At 70.3% G+C, this 23,170-nt stretch carries 23 protein-coding genes; 21 read left to right on the forward strand and 2 right to left on the reverse strand.

Going from position 1 to position 23,170, the window contains the following annotated elements:
- The first annotated feature begins 101 nt into the window (after nt 1–101).
- From D7Y21_RS22070 to D7Y21_RS22080, 3 genes are read left to right on the forward strand one after another with little or no spacing between them, the layout of a single operon-like run.
- Nucleotides 102–581, forward strand: coding sequence for an RNA polymerase sigma factor (locus D7Y21_RS22070; protein ID WP_120565395.1), 480 nt, complete (start codon nt 102–104; stop codon nt 579–581).
- Nucleotides 578–1,417, forward strand: a complete 840-nt coding sequence (locus D7Y21_RS22075) for an ActD-like protein (RefSeq protein ID WP_120565394.1) — start codon at nt 578–580, stop codon at nt 1,415–1,417. Before D7Y21_RS22070 ends, D7Y21_RS22075 begins: the two co-directional genes overlap by 4 nt.
- The gene (locus D7Y21_RS22080) at nt 1,414–3,678 is read left to right on the forward strand and encodes a caspase family protein (RefSeq protein ID WP_120565393.1); all 2,265 of its coding nucleotides are present in this window, start codon (nt 1,414–1,416) and stop codon (nt 3,676–3,678) included. Before D7Y21_RS22075 ends, D7Y21_RS22080 begins: the two co-directional genes overlap by 4 nt.
- A gap of 67 nt (nt 3,679–3,745) precedes the next feature.
- Here the strand turns inward: D7Y21_RS22080 and D7Y21_RS22085 are convergent, their stop codons facing one another.
- Entirely contained in the window at nt 3,746–4,249 is a 504-nt protein-coding gene (locus tag D7Y21_RS22085; RefSeq protein ID WP_121715515.1) for a DUF6748 domain-containing protein, read from the reverse strand.
- Nucleotides 4,250–4,513: 264 nt separating this feature from the next.
- Between D7Y21_RS22085 and dnaN the strand changes: the two genes are divergently transcribed.
- From dnaN to D7Y21_RS22125, 8 genes are all read left to right on the forward strand, one after another.
- Nucleotides 4,514–5,620 (forward strand): DNA polymerase III subunit beta, encoded by a 1,107-nt coding sequence (gene dnaN, locus D7Y21_RS22090; RefSeq protein WP_121715517.1) that lies wholly within the window; start codon nt 4,514–4,516, stop codon nt 5,618–5,620.
- Between the two features lie 112 nt (nt 5,621–5,732).
- Nucleotides 5,733–6,962 carry a hypothetical protein gene (locus D7Y21_RS22095; RefSeq protein WP_121715519.1) on the forward strand — a complete coding sequence of 410 codons (1,230 nt, stop codon included), beginning with the start codon at nt 5,733–5,735 and terminating at the stop codon, nt 6,960–6,962.
- An 82-nt stretch (nt 6,963–7,044) separates the two neighbouring features.
- Nucleotides 7,045–7,779, forward strand: coding sequence for a hypothetical protein (locus D7Y21_RS22100; protein ID WP_121715521.1), 735 nt, complete (start codon nt 7,045–7,047; stop codon nt 7,777–7,779).
- Nucleotides 7,772–8,842, forward strand: coding sequence for a site-2 protease family protein (locus D7Y21_RS22105; RefSeq protein WP_121715523.1), 1,071 nt, complete (start codon nt 7,772–7,774; stop codon nt 8,840–8,842). The genes D7Y21_RS22100 and D7Y21_RS22105 overlap by 8 nt, the downstream gene beginning before the upstream one ends.
- Nucleotides 8,842–9,408, forward strand: coding sequence for a hypothetical protein (locus tag D7Y21_RS22110; protein WP_120565387.1), 567 nt, complete (start codon nt 8,842–8,844; stop codon nt 9,406–9,408). The genes D7Y21_RS22105 and D7Y21_RS22110 overlap by 1 nt, the downstream gene beginning before the upstream one ends.
- A 10-nt stretch (nt 9,409–9,418) precedes the next feature.
- Nucleotides 9,419–10,219: a hypothetical protein gene (locus D7Y21_RS22115; protein WP_121715525.1), complete on the forward strand. Its 801-nt coding sequence runs from the start codon at nt 9,419–9,421 to the stop codon at nt 10,217–10,219.
- Nucleotides 10,216–11,124 carry a type VI immunity family protein gene (locus D7Y21_RS22120; RefSeq protein ID WP_121715527.1) on the forward strand — a complete coding sequence of 303 codons (909 nt, stop codon included), beginning with the start codon at nt 10,216–10,218 and terminating at the stop codon, nt 11,122–11,124. The genes D7Y21_RS22115 and D7Y21_RS22120 overlap by 4 nt, the downstream gene beginning before the upstream one ends.
- A gap of 98 nt (nt 11,125–11,222) precedes the next feature.
- The gene (locus D7Y21_RS22125) at nt 11,223–12,353 is read left to right on the forward strand and encodes a DNA replication/repair protein RecF (RefSeq protein ID WP_120565384.1); all 1,131 of its coding nucleotides are present in this window, start codon (nt 11,223–11,225) and stop codon (nt 12,351–12,353) included.
- Here D7Y21_RS22125 and D7Y21_RS22130 read toward each other — a convergent pair.
- On the reverse strand, nt 12,350–12,730 hold the full coding sequence (locus D7Y21_RS22130; RefSeq protein WP_120565383.1) for a hypothetical protein: 381 nt from the start codon (nt 12,728–12,730) through the stop codon (nt 12,350–12,352). The two genes, D7Y21_RS22125 and D7Y21_RS22130, sit on opposite strands and share 4 nt — an antisense overlap.
- 338 nt (nt 12,731–13,068) lie before the next feature.
- Between D7Y21_RS22130 and D7Y21_RS22135 the strand changes: the two genes are divergently transcribed.
- The 10 genes from D7Y21_RS22135 to D7Y21_RS22180 all read left to right on the forward strand — a co-directional run bounded on the left by D7Y21_RS22135 (nt 13,069) and on the right by D7Y21_RS22180 (nt 23,097).
- A complete protein-coding gene (locus D7Y21_RS22135; RefSeq protein ID WP_120565382.1) occupies nt 13,069–13,575 on the forward strand; it encodes a hypothetical protein in 507 nt (168 codons plus the stop codon).
- Nucleotides 13,572–14,366: an ABC transporter permease gene (locus D7Y21_RS22140; RefSeq protein ID WP_014400570.1), complete on the forward strand. Its 795-nt coding sequence runs from the start codon at nt 13,572–13,574 to the stop codon at nt 14,364–14,366. The genes D7Y21_RS22135 and D7Y21_RS22140 overlap by 4 nt, the downstream gene beginning before the upstream one ends.
- A gap of 13 nt (nt 14,367–14,379) precedes the next feature.
- Nucleotides 14,380–15,213, forward strand: a complete 834-nt coding sequence (locus D7Y21_RS22145; RefSeq protein WP_120565380.1) for an ABC transporter ATP-binding protein — start codon at nt 14,380–14,382, stop codon at nt 15,211–15,213.
- Nucleotides 15,210–16,406 (forward strand): MlaD family protein, encoded by a 1,197-nt coding sequence (locus D7Y21_RS22150; protein WP_121715529.1) that lies wholly within the window; start codon nt 15,210–15,212, stop codon nt 16,404–16,406. Before D7Y21_RS22145 ends, D7Y21_RS22150 begins: the two co-directional genes overlap by 4 nt.
- A gap of 195 nt (nt 16,407–16,601) precedes the next feature.
- Nucleotides 16,602–17,504 carry a zinc metalloprotease gene (locus tag D7Y21_RS22155; protein ID WP_120565378.1) on the forward strand — a complete coding sequence of 301 codons (903 nt, stop codon included), beginning with the start codon at nt 16,602–16,604 and terminating at the stop codon, nt 17,502–17,504.
- Nucleotides 17,505–17,732: 228 nt separating this feature from the next.
- Complete coding sequence (locus D7Y21_RS22160; RefSeq protein WP_120565377.1) at nt 17,733–18,638, forward strand: zinc metalloprotease; 906 nt, start codon at nt 17,733–17,735, stop codon at nt 18,636–18,638.
- A 158-nt stretch (nt 18,639–18,796) separates the two neighbouring features.
- Complete coding sequence (locus D7Y21_RS22165; RefSeq protein ID WP_120565376.1) at nt 18,797–19,960, forward strand: alanine--glyoxylate aminotransferase family protein; 1,164 nt, start codon at nt 18,797–18,799, stop codon at nt 19,958–19,960.
- A 274-nt stretch (nt 19,961–20,234) separates the two neighbouring features.
- Nucleotides 20,235–20,864: a DUF2378 family protein gene (locus D7Y21_RS22170; RefSeq protein WP_120565375.1), complete on the forward strand. Its 630-nt coding sequence runs from the start codon at nt 20,235–20,237 to the stop codon at nt 20,862–20,864.
- Nucleotides 20,865–21,094: 230 nt separating this feature from the next.
- Nucleotides 21,095–22,723 (forward strand): ATP-binding protein, encoded by a 1,629-nt coding sequence (locus D7Y21_RS22175; protein WP_233591757.1) that lies wholly within the window; start codon nt 21,095–21,097, stop codon nt 22,721–22,723.
- A complete protein-coding gene (locus D7Y21_RS22180) occupies nt 22,720–23,097 on the forward strand; it encodes a response regulator (RefSeq protein ID WP_120565373.1) in 378 nt (125 codons plus the stop codon). Before D7Y21_RS22175 ends, D7Y21_RS22180 begins: the two co-directional genes overlap by 4 nt.
- Nucleotides 23,098–23,170: the final 73 nt, after the last annotated feature.

Genomic DNA, 23,170 nt, shown 5'->3' on the forward strand with positions numbered 1-23,170 from the left:
GGGTGGGGGGAAACGGGGTAGGCACGCCGCTTTCGTCAAAAGGCCGGTGACAGATTTCCAGGGCACCGGTGTTTCCCTGGTCCAACCGGGAGGCGCGTGCGGTGTCCGTCGATGTGGAGGCCTACTACCGACGCTATGGCCCCCAGGTGCTCCGGCGCTGCCGCTTCCTGCTGCGCGACGAGGAACAGGCCGTGGACGCCATGCATGACGTGTTCGTTCAACTGCTGCGCTACCAGGCCGCGCTGAAGGACGCCGGGCCCTCCAGTCTGCTGCATCAGATCGCCACCCGCGTGTGCCTCAACCGCCTGCGCGGCGCCAAGCGGCGCCCCGAGGACCGCGACGATGAGCTGGTGCTCCGCATCGCCGCTTCCGGCGACACCGAGGCGCGCACCGCCGCCCGGGGCCTGCTGGACCGCCTCTTTGGCCGAGTCCCCGCGTCCAGCCGCGACATCGCCGTGCTCCACCTGGTGGACGGCATGACGCTGGAGGAGACCGCCCGCGAAGTGGGCCTGTCCGTGTCCGGAGTGCGCAAGCGCCTCCGGGCCCTGTCCGCTGTCCTGCAGGAGCTGGAGGCCGCATGACGTCCCCCCACCGCACCCCAGACTGGCTGCTGGAGCGAATCGCCCTGGGGGAGCTGCCCCCGGACGAGCTCGCCGCCGCCCGCGACCGCCTGTCCCGCGAACCCGATGGCCCCGCCCGCCTCGCCGCCCTGGAGGCCGACTCGCGCGCCACCCTGGAGGCCCTGCCCCCCGCCCGCGTCGCCCGCGAGGTGAAGGCCCGCTTCGCCCGCGCCGACTCGCCCCGCGCCGAGGCCCCGCCATCGCGCCCTTCCTGGCGCTTCCTGCCCGCCCTGGTGCCGGTGCTCGTCGCCGCGACCCTCGTCGTCCTCGTGCGGCCGGGGGCTTCGTCCCAGGAGCAGGAGGCGCGCGATCCCTGGTCGGCGACGGGTACCGGCGGCACCCCCGGCGTCCTGGAGCCCACGCGCAGCAAGGGACTCCAGCCCCGGCTCGACCTGCACCGCCAGGTCGCCACCCGCACCGAGCGCCTCACCGACGGCGCCCCCGCCCAGGCCGGTGACGTGGTGCAGCTGTCGTACACCGCCGCCGGCCACGCCCACGGCGTCATCCTCTCCGTGGACGGCCGGGGCACCGTCACCCCGCACCTGCCCGCGTTGGGCGACACGTCCGCGCCCCTGGAGCGCAGCGGCACGCACCTGCTGCCGCGCGCCTACGAGCTGGACGACGCCCCCGGCTTCGAGCGGTTCTTCCTGGTCAGCTCGGACAGCCCCTTCGAACTGGAGGGTGTGATGGCCGCCGCGCGCGTGCTCGCCGCATCCCCCGAGGCGCGCACCGCGCCGCTGACCCTGCCCACGGGCCTGGGGCAGACCTCCTTCCTGCTGGAGAAGCCCTCCCCATGAGAGCGCTCGTCATCCTCCTGTTCGCGCTGGGCGCGGCCACCCCCGCCCACGCCGCCGAAGCCGCCGCCGTGCGCCGGCTGGCCCTGCTCGTGGGCGTCAACGACGGCGGCCCGGAGCGCGTGCGGCTGCGCTACGCGGAGACCGACGCGAAGGCCTTCTCCACGGTGCTGTCGGAGCTGGGCGGCGTGCTGCCCCAGGACCGCGTGCTCCTCACGGACGTGGACCGCGCGGGCGTGCTCGCCGGCTTCGACCGCGTGCGCCGCCTGGCGGAAGGTGTCCGCACGGCCGGAGCCCGCCGCGTGGAGGTGCTGCTGTACTACTCCGGCCACTCGGACGACGAAGGGCTGCTGCTCAAGGGCCAGCGCCTGGACTACGGCGAATTGCGCCGCTCGCTGGAGGGGCTGCCCGCGGACGTGAGAATCGCGGTGCTGGACTCGTGCGCGTCCGGCGCGTTCGCGCGCAAGAAGGGCGGCGTCTCGCGGCCCGCGTTCCTGGTGGACTCCGCCATCCAGGTGAAGGGCCACGCCATCCTCACCTCGTCCAGCGCGGACGAGGCGTCACAGGAGTCGGACCGGCTGGGCGGTTCGTTCTTCACGCACCACCTGCTGTCCGGCCTGCGAGGCGCCGCGGACGTCACCCACGACGGCCGCGTCACCCTCACGGAGGCCTACCAGTTCGCCTTCCACGAAACGCTCGCGCGCACCGAGCGCACGCAGGGCGGCGCGCAGCACCCCAACTACGACATCGAGCTGGCGGGCACCGGCGACCTGGTGATGACCGACCTGCGCGCCACCACCGCGGGCCTGGTCCTCACCGAACCGCTGGAGGGCCGCCTGTACGTGCGCGACGCGGTGGGCACGCTGGTGGTGGAGGTGCAGAAGCAGTCCGGCCGCGCCACCGAGCTGGGCCTGGCCCCCGGCGCCTACCGCGCCCGGCGCGAGTGGGACGGCGGAGTGTCCGAAGCGGCCTTCACGCTGAAGGAGGGCGCGCGTACGCCCCTGTCCCCTGGTGACTTCCTGGGCGTGGGCCACGAGGCCACCGTGATGCGCGGCGGTGGCGGCGGCATGTCCTTGTCCCCCCAGGGGCGCGTCCAGCTGCCGGTGAACCTGAGCCTCGTGCCGTCGATGAGCACCAACACGCTGCGGGCGGGCCGCGCGCAGGTGGAGAACCGCTTCGCGCTGGGCATCGTCAACGGCGGCGCGGCGCTGGGCGGCGGCCTGGCGCTGGGCCTGGCGGGCAACGTGTACGACGCGGAGGTGTCCGGCCTGGCCCTGGCGCTGGGCTTCAACACGTCCGGTCGCGAGGTGAGCGGCGCGCAGCTGTCCCTGGTCACCAACGTGGCGGGCGGCTCGGTGGTCGGTGCCCAGGCGTCGCTGGGACTCAACGTGGCCAACGGGGACGTGGACGGCATCGGGCAGCTGGCCCTGGGCGCCAACGTCGCGCGCGGCGCGCTGGGCGGCGTGCAGGCGGCGCTGGGCGCCAACGTCACCACCTCGGACGCCACCGGGATACAGCTGTCACTGGGTGCCAATCACGCGAACGGCACCCTGAAGGGCGTGCAGTTCACGCTGGGCGTCAACTCCGTGGCGACGGCCGCGCGGGGCATCCAGGGGTCGGTGCTGCTCAACCACGCGCCGTCCCTCACCGGCATGCAGCTGGGGTTGATCAACGTGGGCGGTGACGTGTCCGGCATGCAGCTGGGGTTGATCAACGTCGCGGACACGGTGCACGGCATGCAGCTGGGCCTGGTCAACGTCTCCGACGAGGTGAACGGCGTGCCGGTGGGCCTGGTCTCCTACGAGAAGAAGGGCCAGCTGCACCTGGAGGTATTCGGCAGCGACGTGCAGCTCACCAACCTGGCGCTGAAGTTCGGCGGCAAGTACTTCTACACGACGCTGCTCGCGGGCATTGGCCCGGACGACCGCTTCCAGCGCTTCAGCCTGGGCCTGGGACTGGGCGGGCACATCCCGCTGGGCTCGCGCTTCTGGGTGGACGTGGACGTCGCGGCCAGCCAGGTGCTGTCCACGCGAGACCCGTTCTCCAGCGCGTCCAACAACATGCTGACGCAGGCGCGCGCCATGCTGGGCTTCCAGGTGATGCCCCGGCTGGCCGTGTTCGCCGGCCCCACCTACAACGTGGCGTTCACCTGGGGAGAGCCGGAGTTCGCGAAGCTGACCACGCTGCCGGTGCGCTCGCACGTCATCAACGCGGACACTCGCATGCAGCGCTGGCCCGGCTTCCAGGTGGGCGTGCGGCTCTGAGGCTCTGAGGTTCTGGAATCCGGCCGGGGCCGCCCTGTCGCGGCGGTCCCGGTGGGAAGGGGCACGCTCAGCCGACGATACGGGTGGCGCGCAGGACGATGGCGTCGCCCGCGGGGCCGGCCTTGAGCCGCTTGTCCAGCGAGCCCTCCACCTTGAGGCCGGGGCCGCCCTTGGAGGCGCGCTGCAGGAGCTCACCAAGCTTGGCGTCGTCCCCGCCCGTGACGGCTGTCAGGTCGATCTCATGGAGGGACTGGATCTTCTTGTCCGGCGCGTCCGCGCTGAACAGGTCGTAGTGGTCGCAGGGCGGCGCGAAGCAGCGCTTCCCGTTGTCCTTGACGATGTAGACGGTGCTGGTGGTCATGGTGGCGTCTCCGGGTGAAGGGGTGGGGGCGGCCGTGCCGGGCTCGTTGGCGGCTCCCGCGGGCGCGCCCACGTCGGTCCGCTTCAGGTCGGCGGGGGCCTCCGCGCCGGACACGTCGCTGGAAGGCTGCGCGGTGGGGGAGGACGGCGTGCTGCACGCCACCGGGCCGAGCACGAGCACGGCGGACAGGAGCAGGGAGCGGGCGTTCATGGCGACTCCGGAAGGAGGACGGGTGTGCCCTCCTACAACGCGGGAGGGGCACGGCCGGGTCCACTCTGCCCGGCCGCGCGCCCGCCCACCAGGGCAACAGGGGCCTTTTTCCTGCCTGTCCCACCTGGACACCCGAACAGTCCAGAATTGGGCCTCCAGCCCGCGGACAAAGGCGCCAAGACGGTGGAAGGGCCCCCCCGTTCGTTGTACACCCGCGCCCCAAGAGATCGGCCTCCGGGGCCGTGACCTGTAAGGACGCCCACGATGGAATTCCGCATCGCCGCCGACGAGCTGAAGAAGGCCCTCTACCGCGCCCAGGGCATCGTGGAGCGCAAGACGACGATGCCCATCCTCGCCAACGTGCTGCTCACGGCGAACAAGGGCAGCATCACGGTCACGGCCTTCGACCTGGACATCGGCATCGTGTCCGAGCACCCGGCGGACGTGGCCAAGCCGGGCGCCGTCACGCTGAGCGCGAAGTACGTCTTCGACATCGTTCAGAACCTCCCGGACGCGGAGGTCACGCTCAAGAAGCTGGCGAACAACTACGTCGACATCTCCTCCGGCTCCGCGCACTTCAAGATCGTCGGCATGGCCGCCGAGGAGTACCCGAAGCTGCCCAAGGAGGAGAACGCTCCCCTGGTGCAGATCTCCGGCAACGTGCTGCTGGAGATGATCAAGAAGACCCAGTTCGCCATCTCCAGCGACGAGACGCGCTACATCCTCAACGGCGTCTTCTTCGAGCCCCAGTCCAGCGGCAAGGTCCGCATGGTGGCCACGGACGGCCACCGGCTGTCGCTCATCGAGCGCGAGATGTCCGGCGACTTCAAGCTCAAGAGCGGCGTCATCATCCCGCGCAAGGGCCTGATGGAGCTCAAGCGCCTGCTGGACGAGGCCCCGGACGCGGAGTGCCACCTGGGGTTCGCGGAGAACTCGGCGCTGTTCAAGAAGCCGGGCCTCACCATGGTGATGCGCCTCATCGACGGGCAGTTCCCGGAGTACCAGCGCGTCATCCCCAAGGAGGGCGAGAAGGTCGTCCTCGTGCCCAAGGTGCGCCTCTTGGAAGGCCTCAAGCGCATCGCGCTGTTGTCCGCGGACAAGAGCAACGCCATCCGCATTGGCCTGGAGAAGGGCAAGCTGCTCATCACCGCCAGCAACCCGGACCTGGGTGAAGCGCGCGACGCGCTGGACGTGGACTACCAGGGCAACGACATCACCATCGGCTTCAACGCCCGTTACCTCATGGACGTCCTGGGCGTGACGGAGACGGACGAGGTCAGCTTCGAGCTGGGCGACGAGCACAGCCCGGGTGTGCTGCACGGCCCCGGCGACCGCAGCTTCACGGCCGTGGTCATGCCCATGCGCGTCTGAGGCAGCGCAGTCGTCCAACTTCCCACGTCGGAGGGACGTCACCGTTCCAAGTCCGACGCTCCGCGCCAAGGGGAGGCCTGCGCCCGGCGCGGGGGGCCCTTATGATGGGGGCGTGGCCACCCGTCCAGACGACCTGAGAGCGCGGCTGGAGGACCGGGCGGACCTCCTGGAGGCCACGCGCCTGCGCTACCGCGCGCTCAAGGCCGTGCTGGAGTCCTTCTTCTGGAAGGACCGGATCCGCAACCACTTCGAGCTGCTGCGCGAGGTGGCCGCCGACCAGCCGGAGGTGGACGCGACGCTGGCCGCGATGCGGCGCCGCGTGGAGGCGGAAGGCTGGCCACCCAACGCCGCCCCCGTCCGGTTGATGCACGAGGTGGAGCGCCTGCGCGAGGCGGTGGAGCGCGCGGCCGAGCGGCGGCTGTCCGCCAGCGCATCCACGGCTTCCGGCGGCGACGATGACGCGGCGGAGGACGGTCCCGCGACGTTGGGAGAGCGGCTGTTGCGCCTGGAGACGGAGGTGCTGGACGCGGCGCCGTTCCTGGGCGGCCGCGTCTGGGCCCAGGCCGTGGAGCTGTTGCCGCGCAACCTGCCGGAGCTGCGCGCCGCGTGCGCCGCGGGCGAGGTGTTCGAGCGTGTGTTCAAGCGCCCGGTGACGGAAGGGGCGCCTGCCTTCTCCGACGACGAGGCGCGGGAGCTGGCCCGGGCGCTGCCGCTGGGCGCCGCCACGCTGGTGGCGCTGTGGGAGCGGCTGGAGCGCTACGACAGCCGGGGGCGGGTGAAGGACTTCCTCCAGCGGCGCATGCGCCGAGCGCCGACGCGGGTGGCGCGCAGCGGGCCGGAGCTGCTGTTGCACGCGGCCTTCTGGCACGACGTGGCGCGGGTGCGGGTGCGCGCGGTGCTGGAGGCGGAGCTGGCGCCGGTGGTGCCGCGCGAAGCGGAGCTGCCCGCGCTGTTGTCCTGGCGGGCCGCGCTGTCGGAGGACCCGGCGCTGCGGCTGTCCGCGAGGAGCGTCTTCACGGAAGGGCGCGCGGGGCTGGTGGAGACGGCGGCGGCGCTGGCGGCCCTGTCTCGCGAGCGGCCCCGGGGCGCGTGGAGTGAGGAAGTGGCGTGGTCGCGGCTGGAGCAGGCCGCGCTGAGGGCACGCTCGGAGGAGGGGCCGGAGGCGGAGGCCCTGCGGGACGCCCTGCGCCTCTTCGTGATGCTGCGGGGCCAGGCGCGCACGCCCGCGCGGCTGTTCTCGCCGGAGCACGCGAAGCCCGCGGGGGGCGACGTGGCGCGAAACGGGGATCTGGTGGCGCTGGTACAGGCGGCGCGTCACGCGGCGCTGCGGCAGGGCGGCTGAAGACAGACACCGGTTTGAGGGGGGTGGAAGGCTTCTGTTAGGTTGGGTGGGTCGCTTCCTTTTCCTGTCGAAATCCCCGCCCATGACCCAGCCTGTTCCTCCGCCGTCCGAAGACGCGGCGCCGCTCCAGTTCGACCGCGCCGAGTTCACCGAAGCCCCCTCGGCACCGAAGTGCTCCGTCTGTGAGCGCGCCATCAAGAGCGTGTATTACGACTTGAACACGCGCCTGCTGTGTCCTGCGTGCCGCGAGGACGTGGAGGCGGCGATGACGGGCGGCTCGAAGTCAAAGCGCGCCCTGACGGCGTCGGTGTTTGGCTTTGGCGCGGCCATCGCGGGCGCGGTCGTGTACTGGGGGGTGAGCCTGTCGGGCTACAACATCGGCCTCATCGCCATCGCGGTGGGGTGGATGGTGGGGACCGCGGTGTTCAAGGGCTCGGAGTCGCGCGGCGGCGCGTTCTACCAGGTGCTGGCGGTGGGGCTGACGTACTTCGCGGTGGCGGCCTCGCTCGCGCCGGATGTCTACAAGGAGCTCACGACGCAGCCTCCGGCCGAGGTGGCCACCGATGCGCCGGCGGAGGAGACGGTGGAGTCCTCTCCCGCGGCCAACGTGGTCCTCGCGGGAGTGATTTCCGTGGCGGCGCCGGTGCTGGTTGGAATCAACAGCCCCATCTCCGGGCTCATCTACGGCTTCGCGCTGTTCGAGGCGTGGCGCCGCACGAAGCGGACGGAGCTGAACATCGCGGGGCCGTTCAAGCTGGTGGAGACGCCTGCCGAGGGTGAAGCCGCGCCGACGGAGCAGGAGCGTTCCGTTGGCTGAGGCGCTCGCGGTATCGCTCCTCACGCCGCGGTGTGAGGGGTGTGGTTCGGAGCTGGCGCCCCGACTGCTCACGTGTCCGTCGTGCCGGAAGCTGGTGCACGGCAAGCGGCTGACGCAGCTTGCGACCGATGCGCAGGCGGCGTCGGAGCGGGGCGCGCCGATGGAGGCGCTGGCGCTGTGGCGCGAGGCGCTGGACCTGTTGCCACCGGGCACGGCGCAGCACGCGCAGGTGATGGCGCGGGTGACGGCGCTGAGTCAGCAGGCGGATGCGCAGGGGTTGGCGGCGCCGCTGGCGGAGGCGGAGCGCAAGCGTTCAGGGATGCCGAAGGTGTTGGCCAGCATGGGCGCGGTGGGCCTGATGCTGTGGAAGTTCAAGTTCGTGCTGGCGCTGCTGTTGGGCAAGGGGAAGCTGCTGCTGCTCGGGCTCACGAAGGCGAGCACGCTGTTCTCCATGCTGTTCGCGGTGAGCGTGTACTGGACGATGTGGGGCTGGCGCTTCGCGCTGGGGCTGGTGGCCTGCATCTACGTGCACGAGATGGGGCACGTGGCGTCGCTGCGCCGGCTGGGCATGAAGGCGGACGCGCCCATGTTCATCCCGGGGTTGGGTGCGTTCGTGCGCCTGAAGCAGGTGCCGGTGGATGAGCGCGAGGACGCGCGAGTGGGGCTCGCGGGGCCCATCTGGGGCAGCGCGGCGGCGGTGGTGGTGATGGTGGCGGCGGTGCTGACGGGGTGGAAGGCCCTGGGCGCCATCGCGCACGCGGCGGCCTGGCTGAACCTGTTCAACCTGGTGCCGGTGTGGCAGCTGGATGGTTCACGAGGGTTCCGGGCCCTGGCGCGCCAGCAGCGGTGGATCGCGGTGGCCGTGCTGGGCGCGACGTGGTTCGCCACGGGAGAGAACCTGTTGTTGCTCATCGCGGGTGTGGCGGCGTTCCGGGCCCTGCTCACGCCCGCGTCGGAGACGGGCGACCGCCGCACGCTGGTGGAGTACTGCGCGCTGGTTGTGGGCCTGGGTGCGCTGGGCTGGGTCGCGCAGCATTGGACGGGAGCGGCGGTGGCGCTGTGATGAACGCGACGACGGAGGTTGTCAGCACGCGTTCGAGCCGGATGCTGCGCGCGGGCGTGTATGGCTATTTCGCGGCGCTCGCGGGAGGGCTGGTGCTCTTCTGCGCGGGCCTGTCGGGCTACAACGTCAGCGTGCTCGCCATCGCGGTGGGATGGGCGGTGGGCACGGCCGTGGCGACAGGGTCGGACCGGCGTGGCGGCTGGTTCTACCGGACGCTCGCGGTGGGGCTGACATACCTGGCGGTGGGAGCCTCGCTGTCTCCAACGCTCCACACGGAGCTGCAGACGCCGCGGCCAGGGATTGATTTGTACGAGCGGGGAGACATGAAGGTCTTCAAGCAAGTCTTCGCGGGCAAGGGGGCACCCATCGACCCTCCGCCGCCTCCGCTTTCCCGGGCAGATCGCTGGATGAATGCCGTCATCTCCGCCGTGCTGCTGCCATGGATGGCCATTCCCATGGATGGCCTCACACACCCGTGGTCGGGGCTCTCCTACGTCACGGCGTTGTTCGTGGCCGGGTTTCGCAGCAGGCGTGTTGTCCCGGAGTCCGCGAGGTCCCCACGGTAGATTCCGGCGCATGGGTTGGAGACTCGTATCGCTGTGCGCGGCCAGCGCGTTGCTCACCGGCTGCGCGGGAGGAGGCGCACGGCGTTCCGCGCACGGGGACCTGCGCTTCGTCGACACGGAGACCGCCGCGAGGCTGCGCCATGCGGCCGTGGTGGCGGAGCAGGGCGCCTCTTCCGCCTCGGCCTCTGCCCTGGCCCAGGCCGCCCCGGTCATCCTGGGCTTGATGCAACAGGACCACAGCGCGGATGAGTTGGAGGAGCGACTCGCGGAATGCGCCGTCCAGGCCGAGCGTCAGGGCAATGCGCGTTTCTTCGAGAACCGTCCTCCGACACGGCAGGGGTGCCGCGAGGTGGTGGGGCGCGACCGCTGCGGCAACCCCATCACCCGGGCCATGCAGCTCGGAAAGCAGAAGCACGTCCTGGCCCTCCAGTGCGCGGAGGAGGTGCTCAAGGAGCTATGGGCCGCGCCCTACAGCATCGAGCAACGCTATCGCTACTATCCGAATGCCAAGTTCGTGGAGACGATCAGCCGGGAGAAGGAAGCGCGGATGCTCGCAGAGGGCTGCACCGATGAACTCCGGGGAACGATCAAGCCGGACCTCGTCCTCCACGCGGACCGCAATCTGCTCGAGTCCGCGCTCACCTTGGACTTCAAGTTCCCCTGCCCTGAGGACAACGAACCTCAGTGGACTCTCTACGGAGAGAGCAGTTCCTACGTTGGAAGAACGCAGAAACAGATCTACGAGGAGGCGCTTGGTGGGAGAGCCCTGCTCGTTTCGCCTCATAAGGGAGTTGTGGGTCGCCGACCATGAACGCGAACCTCCCCACCCTTCGCCTCCATTACAGGGATGGCGCGGTCGCGGCCCGCGACGGTGTCGTGGTCACGTTCTTCATCCCCCACGACCACAGCATCGTGGCGCAGGCATGCTGGCGGGCCTTGGAAACCTACGTTCGAGCCACCCCCCCCCAGTCGCTGAACTGGTACGGCGCGGACGATGGGGATGTCCTTGAGCTGGATGAGGACGGATGGGAAGTCATTCGCAAACGGATGGTGGATCGGCCCTCCCGCCTGGCCTGGCACGTCAGCTTGTCCGACCTGCCTGGAGGGACCGGAGGGTACCAGTTCGAGTACCACAGCAATCGGATCGAACTCCCGCTCTGCATTGGGTCCAACACTGCGATGTCCTTCACCTTCCCGACTGAGTTCCTCCTGGAGCAGGGACCCCTGCGGATGCGTGCCCTGGTGTTGGAGTTGGCTCGGGAACTGCCCTTTCATTTCGGCTATGCGAGCTTCGCCCTTGCCTCTCGACAGGGCTCCTGGACCGCGGGGGACTGGAAGGTCCTGGAGAAATACGCCGCGCGCTATCTGGGGGTGGACCTGCCGGCTGTGGAAGGCCTCGGTTCGGTCATCGGGCTCCACGCCCTTGGCGCGCACTGGCTCACCTTCCTGGGTCCACCGCTGCTGGACCGGATGGGAGGCACCGAAGCGCTGCGGCAGGCACTGCCGTTCCCGGAGGTCTCCCTCCTCCCCATGGAACAGGATCGCCTGCTGGTCACCCTGAGCGAATGGCCCGAAGCCATCGACATCGAGAAGGAACCCGTTCCGCCCCAGTACCGCGCCCTGGCCTGCTTCCTGAAACCCTTCATGTACGAGCCAGGAGCGGACGCAGGGATCGGGAACTACCTGGACCGCTGGCGGCGAAGGCTCTGTCCGTAACGCTCCCGCGCCCACCAGCCAGGCGTCACCCGCTGAATCCCGCGCCCCGCCGGCCGCCGCATCTGTAGTACGAAGGTCGGCCCCTTCACGGTGACGCTGTGCGCCTCCTCTCGCTCCAGGTCCAGGACTTCCGCAACCTCCCGGCGGTGCAGCTCGCACCCAGCCCCCACTCGACCATCGCCGTGGGCCAGAACGGGCAAGGGAAGACCAACCTCCTGGAGGCGCTCTACTTCCTCGCCACCCTCAAGCCCCTGCGGGCCGGACGCCTCTCCGAGCTCGTCCGCTGGGGCTCCCAGGCCGCTCGTGTCACCGGCCGCTTCCTCCTCAAGGGCGCCGAGCGCGAAATCTCCGTCGAGGTCGGCGGTGGCACCCGCCAGGCCCTCGTGGACGGCAAGAAGGCCGCCAGCCTCGAGGACTACTTCGGCGGCGTCTCCGTCGTCGCCTTCACCCCGGATGACCTGGAGGTCATCAAGGGCGGCCCCGACGCCCGCCGCGCCTTCCTCGACCGCGCCGTCTTCAACCGCTTCCCCGCCTTCCTCAAGGAAAGCCGCGAGTACGCCCGCGCTCTCAAGAACCGCAACCGCCTGCTCCGTGACGGCGCCACCGTCGACGCCGCGTACCTCGACGCGTACGACGAGACCCTCGCCCGCGCGGGCGCACGCCTCTACGCCCGCCGCCGCGCCCTGATGGCCGAGCTCGCGCCCCGCGCCCAGGCCACCTTCGCGTCCATCGGCCGCACCGTCGACCCCGCCGTCTACGGCTACCACCCCGCGCACCTCGGCGCCGACTTCGCCCACGCCGACGAGGCCGCGCTCGCCTCCGCCCTGCGCGAGGCCCTCTCCGCGCGCCTGCGCCGCGACCTGGACCGCGGCTTCACCTCCGTGGGTCCGCACGTGGACGACGTGTCCGTGACGCTGGGTGGCCGCAGCGCGCGCGCCTACGCGAGCCAGGGCCAGCAGCGCGCCCTGGTGCTGGGCTGGAAGATCGCGGAGATCGAAAACCTGGAGGGCGCCATGGGCTTCCTCCCCCTGCTGCTGCTGGATGACGTCTCCAGTGAGCTGGACCCCGAGCGCAATGCCTATCTCATGGGCTACCTGGCCCGGAGCGGCGCGCAGGTCTTCCTCACCACCACCGACGCGGGGCTCGTCCGGGCCGCCGCGGCCAGTGACACCCTCTGGCTCACCGTCCACTCAGGACAGGTGGCCACCGAGTCCCCGTCACAACCCTAGTGCACCCGCCGCCGGTGCCAGGGCCAGTGCACCGGCCGGCGCTGATGGTGGGGCAATTCCTGCCGCGTCACGTGCCCGAAGTACTCGAAGCGGAACTCCGCCCAGAGCAGCCCGAACGCCACCGCGAACAGGAACACCGCCAGCGTCAGCCACCACACGGTGCCCGTCGCCAACGCGGCGATGAACAACACCCCCAGCACCGCCGCCACCCCCAGCGACACGTCCCGCAGGCGCTTCGACTCGCTGAACGCCATCCCCATCGCCAGCATGGAGAGCGCCAGGATCGGCCACGCCAGCCAGTACGCCGTACGCGCGTACAGAGTGGCAATCGACAGCATGAACAACCCGAATCCGAATATCGCCAGCCCGCCGTCCATCGAATCCTCCTCGTGAGAATCCCCGGCTCCCGGCTGAACATGTGACCTCCTCCTGCCCGCATGCACCCCGCCTCCCCCAGTCGACCGGGGACACGGCGGGAGAGCGACCCCGGCACCCCCTCCGGAATACGCGGGCCCTCTACCTCCGGTTTCCTTCGTGTCCCCACGAACGCTTGTGCACCTGTCGTCCGGAGCCCGTTCGGGGTGGCGGGCCCTCGGCAGGCGCGCGTCCGTGAGTCGACGTTCGCTCCGACGAAGTCCTTGCGGACCTGCCGGGCGTGCACCATGACCATGCCCGCCGTCCCACCGGGCGGACCCGGGACGAACGAAATGGTGCCATGTCGCGCTTGCTGCTGACGCTCGTGCTGTCCACCCTCCTCGCGGGGTGCCACCGCGCGACGTTCGAGGACTCGGTGCTCCGGAAGTCCGACGTGAAGTACCGCGTCGGCCCGCTGTCCAACGACGTCTGGGAGCGCCGCGGCTTCGCCGACAACGACCTGGCCTTCGTGGAGCGCGGTGACACCGGCCGCGTCATCGCCACCAACTCCACCTGCCGGGACCATGACGACCCGCCCCTCCAGGTCCTCACGAAGCACCTGCTCATGGGCTTCACCGAGCGCCAGGACCTGGGCCAGCGCACCTTCACCCTGGACGACCGTGAGGCCCTGCGAAGCCGCTACGTCGCGAAGCTCGACGGCGTGCCCGTCTCCCTGGAGCTCGTGGTGGTGAAGAAGGACAACTGCGTCTTCGACTTCAGCTACGTCGCCCCCGTGGGCGCCGCCGACACGCGCATGGCGGACTTCGAGAGCCTCTTCCAGGGCTTCCACGCGGAGCGCCAGCGATGATGCCCGAGGCGAAGCTCTTCGCGGGCGGCCCCAGCCTCAAGGAACGCCTGCGCGAGCGCATGGAGTCCCTGGGCGCCCTGTCCGTCATGACGGGCCAGGTGTTCAGCCGCGCCGTGCGCCCTCCCTACGACTGGGCCGGCCTCATCTTCCACACCGAGTCCCTGGGGGTGCGCTCGCTGCCCATCGCGCTGCTCACCGCGACGTTCGCCGGGCTCGTCATCTCCTTGCAGTTCGGCTACTTCCTCGCGCGCTTCGGCGTGCAGTACACCGTGGGCCGCGTGGTCATCCTCACGCTGTTCCGGGAGCTGGCCCCCGTGCTCACCGCCCTCACCGTGGGCGCGCGCATCGGGTCCGGCATCGCCGCGGAACTGGGCTCCATGACCGTGACGGAGCAGGTGGATGCCATCCGCGCGCTGGGCGCGGACCCGCTGCGCAAGCTGGTGGTGCCGCGCGTGTTCGCGTGCCTCATCGTGCTGCCTGTGCTCACCGTGTTCTCGGACGTGGTGGGCCTGGTGGCGGGCGCCCTGGTGGTGAAGTCCCAGTACGGCATCTCCCTGGACCAGTTCTCCCAGGGCGCGCTGGATGCCGTACTGATGGGCGACTTCGTCTCCGGCGTCATCAAGGGCGCCGTGTTCGGGCTCATCATCGGCCTGGTCGGCTGCTTCAAGGGGCTGGCGGTGGAGGGCGGCACGGAGGGCGTGGGCCGCGCCACCACGCAGACGGTGGCCATCACCTCCGTCACCGTGTGTCTGGCGGACTTCTTCATCACGAAAATCACGCTCTACTTCTGAAGCCGCCCGCACCATGCGCAAGGCCCGCCACCACCACCACCGAGACCCCGCCGTCCCGTTCAGCTTCCGCAAGCCCACGCCGGGCGAGGAGCTCATCCGCTTCGACGGGCTCATGAAGCAGTTCGGCTCCAAGCGCATCTACGACGGCGTGGACCTGGACGTGCGCGCCGGGGAGACGCTGGTGGTGCTGGGCGGCTCCGGCGTGGGCAAGAGCGTGCTGCTCAAGTGCCTCATCGGCCTGCTGCACCCGGACGGCGGCAGCATCCTCTTCGAAGGCTACGACCTGGCGAAGTTCTCCGAGGCGCAGTTCCTGGAGGTCCGCAAGCACGTGGCCATGGTGTTCCAGGGCGCGGCGCTGTTCGACTCGCTCAGCGTGGCGGACAACGTGGCGTACCCGCTGCGCGAACACTTCCCCACCATGTCCCGCGCGGAGATCCAGAAGCGCGTGGCGGAGAAGCTGGAGCTGGTGGACCTGCCCAACACGGAGAAGCTGATGCCGTCGGATTTGTCCGGCGGCATGCGCAAGCGCGTGGGCCTGGCGCGCGCCATCGCCACGGAGCCGGAGGTCATCCTCTGGGACGAGCCCACGACGGGCCTGGACCCCGTCACCACGCAGACCATCAATGAATTGATTGATTCGATGAAGCAGCGCCTGGGCGCCACTTCCATTGTCGTCACGCACGACATGGTGAGCGCCTTCGTGCTGGCGGACCGGATGGCCATGCTGGCCAACCGGAAGATCGTCCAGGTGGGCACCCCGGAGCAGATGCGCCACTCCCAGGTGCCGGAGGTGCGCGCCTTCATCGACGCGCGCCGCCTGGAGCTGAACCCCCGGGGAACACCATGAGTCTCTTCACGTCCACCTCGAAGGAGAAGCGCCTGGCCGTGCGCGCGGGCCTCTTCGTCGCCGTTGGCCTCGCCGTGGCAGGCGTCGTCGTCTTCTTCATCGGCCGCGAGTCCAACCTCTTCCAGCGCCAGGTCATCTTCCACGCCTACTTCCCGAGCGTGGACGGCCTGAGCGACCAGTCCCCCGTGTGGATTGGCGGCCTGAAGGTGGGCCGCGTGAACAGCGTGTCCTTCTCCCAGGACCTCAAGGACAGCCGCCTGCAGGTGGAGCTCCAGGTGGCCAGCGCCTATGCGAACCGCATCCGCAAGGACTCCGTGGCCCGCCTCACCAGCATGGGCGTGCTGGGCGACAAGGCGGTGGACATCTCCCTGGGCAGCGCGGACCAGCCCGCCGTGGAGCCCGGTGGTGTCATCCAGTCCAGCAGTGGCGGGGACCTGTCCAGGCTGATGTCCAGCGCCAGCCGCGTCATGGACAACTCCGTCGAAATCAGTGAGTCCCTCAAGGACGCCGTGAAGGCCTACTCGAACCCGGACCTGACGCGGGACCTGGCCCGGAGCGTCGCCTCCCTGCGAAAAATCATCGAGGAGGTGGAGAAGGGCAACGGCGCCCTGCACGCGCTCATCTACGACCCGCGCATGGGCCAGGAGGTGAACACGCTGCTCACCAACGCGTCCGGCGCCGCGAAGCGCATGGACGGAGCCCTGGGCCACGTGGAGGCCATCCTGGCCGAGGTGCGCCGGGGGGACGGCACCGCGCACGCGCTCATCTACGGCCAGGACGGCGCGGTGGCCATGCGTGAACTGGGGGCTGCCGCCGGCCAGCTCGCGGGCCTGCTGGAGGACGCGAAGAAGAGCCCCAACGGCGCCGTGCACCAGCTCGTCTACGGCGACGCCAAGGGCATGTTCGCGGACCTGGGCAGCGCCGCCGCGGACATCAAGACCATCACCGCCACCGTGGCCAAGGGCGACGGCACCCTGGGCGCGCTCGTCAACGACCCCACCGTCTACGACGACCTGCGCGAGGTGCTGGGCAACGTGAAGCGCAACCGCATCCTCCGCGCCCTGGTGCGCTTCTCCGTGAGCAACCGCGAGTCCCTGGACCAGGTGGGCGCCCCCCAGACGGCGCCCACTCCGCTCACGCCCGCCCCGGACGCCGGCGACTCCGCCGCCCCGGCCCCCACGTCAACGCCCTGAGCTAGCCCGCCGCGTCAGGGATTGCCGGGGTGCGAAACGCCTTCCGGGTGAAGAACAGACCCGGAGGATTCACCCGGCGGAACATTGTACGGGCTCATAGCGCTTTGCTTTGTTTCCAAGACTGTCCGCGTATTGACTCGGAAGTCACAAAAACCGTATTCCAGCTCCTCACTACTTTTCGAGGAGTTGGGAACAATGCTTCGTCACGTCGCGCAGCGCAGTGGCCGTATCGCGGTGGTCGTTGGCACCCTGCTGTCCCTGGCGGGCTGTAACAGCAACGCCCCGGCCCCCGAGGAGCAGACTCCCGCTCCCGCGGAGGAGACCACCAACACGCAGGCCATCCCGCACCGCGGCTGCGCGACCATCGAGCCGTCCGCCGACGAGAAGCTGGAGATCGAGGCGGCGATCGCGGGCCGCGTGTCCGCGAAGCGCGCGGTGGGCTCGGTGAACGTGCCCGTCTACTTCCACGTCATCCGCAAGGGCACGGGCATCGCGAACGGCGACGTCCCGGACTCGCAGATCACCGCGCAGATGAATGTGCTGAACGCGGCGTACGCCAACACCCCGTTCAAGTTCACGCTGGCCGGCACGGACCGCACGACCAACTCGTCCTGGTTCGCCCTGGCGCAGGGCAGCACCAACGAGAAGAACATGAAGAACACCCTGCGCAAGGGTGGCAAGGAGTCGCTGAACATCTACACCGCGAACCTCAGCGGTGGCCTGCTGGGCTGGGCGACCTTCCCCTCCAGCTACACCGCCCAGCCGAAGATGGACGGCGTGGTCATGCTCTACAGCAGCGTCCCCGGCGGCACGGCGTCCCCCTACAACCTGGGCGACACGGGCACGCACGAAGTGGGTCACTGGGTGGGCCTGTACCACACGTTCCAGGGCGGCTGCTCCGCCTCGGGTGACTCCGTCAGCGACACGCCCCCGGAGGCCTCGCCCGCGTACGGCTGCCCCGCCGGCCGTGACACCTGCTCGGGTGGCGGCGCGGACCCCATCTACAACTTCATGGACTACACCGACGACAGCTGCATGAACCAGTTCACCGCCGGCCAGAGCGCCCGCGCGGACAGCCTCACCGCCACGTACCGCTAGAAAAATCACGCAGGGCTGTGGCCGTTTTTCCGATGCCGGGGTCCCCGTTCAGGGGGCTCCGGCATTTTCCATTTCCAGGGTGATTCACGGACAGGCCGTCTCCCGGCCCTGTGACGCTTGGTTTGTCTTTAGCGTTTTGCTGTGAGTACATTTTTATCGCGTCATTTGACTTGCGCTGTTTCATCCGCGTATCAGTGTTTCACCCCTTTCCTGAGGAGTTGGGAAACGATGCTTCGTCACGTCGCGCAGCGTGGTGGTCGTCTCGTGGTTGTCTTTGGCACCCTGATGTCCCTGGCGGGCTGCAGCAGCAGCGCTCCGACCACCGAGGAGCAGACTCCCGCTCCCGCGGAGGAGACCACCAACACCCAGGCCATTCCGCACCGTGGCTGTGCGACGGAGGAGCTGTCCGCCGACGAGAAGCTGGAAGTCGACGCGGCGATCGCGGCCCGCGGCGTGTCCGCGAAGCGCGCGGTGGGCTCGGTGAGCGTGCCCGTGTACTTCCACGTCATCAACAAGGGCACGGGCATCGCGAACGGCGACATCCCGGACTCGCAGATCACCGCGCAGATGAACGTGCTGAACGCGGCGTACGCCAACACCCCGTTCAAGTTCACGCTGGCCGGCACGGACCGCACCACGAACAGCCAGTGGTACTCGCTGGGTTCAGGCTCCGCGGCGGAGAAGAAGATGAAGGCCGCGCTGCGCAAGGGCGGCGCCAACGCGCTGAACATCTACTCGGCGAACCTGTCCGGCGGCCTGCTGGGCTGGGCGACCTTCCCCTCCAACTACAGCCGTCAGCCCTCCATGGACGGCGTGGTCATCCTCTACAGCAGCGTCCCCGGTGGCACCGCAGCCCCCTACAACGAGGGTGACACGGGCACGCACGAGGTCGGCCACTGGCTGGGCCTGTACCACACGTTCCAGGGCGGCTGCACCGCCACGGGCGACTCCGTCAGCGACACGCCCCCGGAGGCCTCGCCCGCGTACGGCTGCCCCGCCGGCCGTGACACCTGCGCCGGTGGCGGCGCGGACCCCATCTACAACTTCATGGACTACACCGACGACAACTGCATGAACCAGTTCTCGGCCGGCCAGGTGGCCCGCGCGGACAGCGTGACCGCGACGTACCGCTAGGCCACCGCTTCGCTTCCTGAAGTCACAGACGCCGGAGTCCCCTCTGTACGGGGCTCCGGCGTCTCCTTTTTCCTGCGTGGACAAGCCGGGCCCGCGCTGGCCACAGTGGGGGACCGCCCTTCGGCTGTCCGGAGGGGGCCTTCAGGAGGAGTGGCGCCGTGAGAGACCTGTTGATGATTCCCGGGCCGGTGGACGTGGACGCGGACGTGTTGCAGGCGCTGTCCGGGCCGGTGCCGGGCCACCTGGACGCGGGCTTCATCGCCACCTTCGGCCGGGCCCTCAAGCGCCTGCGCGAGGTGTCGCTCGCCCCCGGCGCGCAGCCCTTTGTCGTCTCCGGCAGCGGCACCCTGGCCATGGAGCTCGCCGTGGCCAACCTCATCGAGCCCGGCGACCGCGCGCTGGTGGTGAACACCGGCTACTTCAGCGACCGCATGGCCCACATCCTGGAGCGCCACGGCGCCAAGGTGACGCACGTGCGCGCGGCCAGCGTGGGCAGCGCCCCGGAGGTGGCCCAGGTGGAGGCGGAGCTGCGCGGCGGCGGCTTCAAGCTGATGACCGTCACCCACGTGGACACCTCCACCGCGGTGCTCGCGCCGGTGGAGCCGCTGGTGAAGGCCGCGCGCCAGTACGGCGTCCTGGCCGTGGTGGACGGCGTGTGCGCCACCGCCGGTGAAGCCTTCCACCAGGACGCGTGGGACGCGGACGTGTACCTCACCGCCAGCCAGAAGGCGGTGGGTGTGCCGCCGGGCCTGGCGCTCCTGACGGTGAGCCCCCGCGCGCTCGCCGCGTGGAAGGCGCGCAAGGCGCCCGTCGCCAGCGTGTACGCGGACTGGGCGGAGTGGCTTCCGGTGATGGAGGCCTACGAAGCCGGCAAGCCCGCCTACTTCGCCACCCCGCCCACGTCCCTGGTGTGCGCGCTGGACGTCAGCCTGGGACAGATTCTGGCGGAGGGCATGGAGGCCCGCTTCGAGCGCCACCGCCGCATGGCCAAAGCCTTCCGCGCCGCCTGGAGCGCGCTGGGCCTGCGGCTCGTCCCCACCTCGGAGGCCGTGGCCGCCAACACCCTGAGCGCCGTGTATTACCCGGACGGCGTGGACGCGTCGCTCGTGGGCCGCGTGAAGGCGCAGGGGGTGGCCATCGCCGGCGGCCTCCACCCGGAAATCAAGACGCGCTACTTCCGCGTGGGCCACATGAACCGCGTCAGCCCCGGGGACGTGCTCGTCACCGTGGGCGCCATCGAGCGCGCCCTCCACGCCGCCGGCCACCGCGCCGCGGCCGCTGGGACCGCCGTCGCGGCCGCACAGGCCGCCCTCTCCGGGTGATACCCGGAGTGTGGTGCCCAGCCCTCACTGTTTTCTCAGGGTCCAAGAAAGCCCGTCCGCACTCCCATTAGATTTGTGTAAGCTGGCAGATAATGACAGGTACTTCCTGTGTTCCAGGGAATTCTTGTCGTTTTGGTGGAATTGTGTGATTGGGCTGCACGGTGTGAGCGGGGCGTGGGCCCCGGCACCTGTGAGGGGGAAGGGCTGCGCTGGCGGATGGACCCACGAAACGGGGGGACCGATTCCAGCGCCTGAAGTGGAAGTGGAGGTCGGTATGGATCGCGGACCGGTGGAAGGTTCGATGAGGGCGGCGGGCTGGGCGGAGGAGTTCGCGGCGTGGCACCTGACGGAACGGTGCCTGGCCGCGACCCCGGAAGACGGGGCGCGCGGGATGTTCTTCCAGGGCGTGGTGGGCGTGGTGAACTTCCTCCAGGGCGAGGAAGCCGGAGCGAAGTGCCTGGCGTCATCCGGGCTGACGGAGCTGAACGCCGCGGAGCTGTACCCGGTGACGCGCTTCCTGGAGATGACCGCCGAGGTGACGCGGGTCCTGCGCCCGCAGCTGGGCGACTGGGAGCAGGCGCTGCGCTACATCGGGACGCAGGCCACGGTGGACTTCCTGGCCTCCATGTTCGGCCGGGACCTGATGCAAACCGCCGCCGGCAACCCCTGGCGGATGCTCCAGCACATGGCCGAGGGCTACCGCGCCGCGGTGAGCTACGGCGAGCGCAGCGTGCTCTGGACGGGCGACCACAGCGCCCGCTTCGTGATGCGCCGGGACTTCATGCCCGCGCCGTACCACGAGGGCGTGCTCCAGGCGGCCCTGGAGGCCGTGGGCGCCCAGGACATCCAGGTGCACGGGCGGCAGCTGTCGCTGCTGGATACCGAGTACGACGTTTCCTGGTAATCCAGGGCTGTTGCGCCCCCGTGGCGTGGGTCCTTGTCGTGGGACGTTCACCAGCCAGCGCTCGGTGCTGAACGTCCGCCATTTCTCCCGCTGGCATGACAGGGAGGGCCACTAGCATGTGGTGAAACAGGCCCACACCCCACGGGAGGAGCAACGCGAATGGATGCAGCACGAGGCTCCCGGCCGCAGGGGCGTTGTCAGGCCCCGGGGCTGATGGGCGGGGCCCGGGCATGACGCCCTTCCGGCTGTTGCTCGTGGAGGACAGCGTCAATGACGCGGCGCTGGTGACGGCGGCGCTGGAGCAGGCGGGCTACCTGCCCACGGCCCGGCGCGTGGAGACGCTGGAGGCGCTGAAGGACGCGCTGGCCACCGGGCCCTGGGACCTGGTGCTGTGTGACTACCGGCTGCCGCGCTTCACCGCGCTGGACGTGCTGTCGCTTTTGCACGCGCAGGGGCGGGACGTGCCCCTCATCGTCCTGTCCAGCCAGCTGAGCGAGGACCAGGCCGTCACGCTGATGAAGGCGGGCGCGCGCGACTGCTTCTCCAAGGACCGGATGGCCCGGCTGGGCCCGGCGGTGGCGCGCGAGTTGGATGAGACACGCGTGCGGCGCGAGCGCGCGCGGGCGGACGTGGACCGCGACATCCTGGCCAAGGCCAGCGAGCTGCTCACCGCGTCCCTGGAGCAGGCGGCGCGGTTGGATCAGCTGGTGCAGTTGATGGTGCCCCGGGTGGCGGACTGGTGCGCCTTCTTCCTCCAGGACCCGGACCAGGGCGGCCTGCGGCTGGTGGCGCTGGCGCACCCGGACGCGGCGCGGCGCGCCCACGCCTGGAAGCTGGACCAGCGCTTCCCGCTGGACCCCCAGGCCGCCGCGGGCCCCGCGCACGTGCTGCGCACCGGCCAGCCGGAGTTCATGCCGGACGTGCGCCAGCGCCCGGAGCCCATCACCAAGGACGTGGCCCACCAGCGCGCCATCGACGGGCTGGGGCTGCGCTCGGTGGTGAACGTGGCCCTGCCCGGCAACGATGGCCGGCTGGGCGTGCTGTCCATGGGCACGCTGGGTGAGCGCACGCTCGCGCCGGTGGACCTGGCGCTGGCGCAGGAGCTGGCGCGCAGGACGGGGCTGGTGCTGGAGAACGCGCGGCTCTTCCAGGAGGCGCGCGAGGCGGTGCGCCTGCGCGACGAGTTCCTCACCGTGGCCGCGCACGAGCTGCGCACCCCGCTCACCACGCTGCGGCTGCAGCTGGGAACGCTGTTGCAGCGCTCGGAGGCGCACAGGCTGGAGCCGGACGTGGTGACACGCCTGGAGCGCAGCGTGCGCCAGGTGCGCCGGCTGGGCACGCTGGTGGAGGGCCTGCTGGACGTGTCGCAGCTGGCGAGCGGCGAGCTGTCGCTGATGCCCGAGCGCTTCGACCTGGAGGAGCTGGTCTCCGAGGTGCTGGAGCGCTACCAGGCGGAGGCCCGCGCGGCCGGGTGCGAGCTGCGCCAGTCTCCCCGCCGGGGACTCTGGGGGACGTGGGACCGGCTCCGGGTGGACCAGGCGGTGGCGGCGTTGATATCCAACGCGCTCAAGTTCGGTCCGGGACGGCCGGTGGAGGTGGACGTGGGGCGGGACGGGCGCTTCGCGCGCATCCAGGTGCGCGACCGGGGCATCGGCGTGCCCGTGGACCAGGTGGAGCGCATCTTCGAGCGCTTCGGCCGCGCCGTCAGCTCGCATTCGTATGGAGGCCTGGGCCTGGGGCTCTACCTCGCCCGCCGCGCCGCGGAGGCGCACGGCGGACGGGCCTGGGCGGAGCCCGCCGCGGAAGAGGGCGCGCGCTTCACGCTGGAGCTGCCGCTGGAGAAGGAGATGCGCGAGTGAGTCGGCCGGTGTTGGTGGTGGATGACGACACGGACCTCCGGGAGGCGCTGGAGGAGGTCCTGCGCGACGCGGGCTACACCGTGTTCGGTGCGGGCAACGGCCTGCAGGCGCTGGAGGTGCTCCGCCGGGAGCCGGTGCCGCCGTCGCTGGTCCTGCTGGACATGATGATGCCGGTGATGGACGGCGCCACCTTCGGCCGCCAGATGCGCCAGGTGGAGGCGTGGCAGGACATCCCCGTGCTCGTCTTCTCCGCCTCCGCCAACGCGCGCCAGGTCGCGGAGGAGATGGGCGCCTGCGGCTACCTGCGCAAGCCGGTGGACGTGGAGACGCTGCTCAAGGCCGTGGCGGCCAACAAGGTCCCCGAAGCCGTCTGATACTCCGGGTGTGTCTTCTCGCGCGGGCGGTCCTGCTCGTGTGCGTTGACGCTGCGCGCAGGCCCCTGGTAAG

The organism is Corallococcus sp. AB045 (assembly GCF_003668895.1).
In the GTDB taxonomy this organism is placed as follows: Bacteria; Myxococcota; Myxococcia; order Myxococcales; family Myxococcaceae; genus Corallococcus; species Corallococcus coralloides.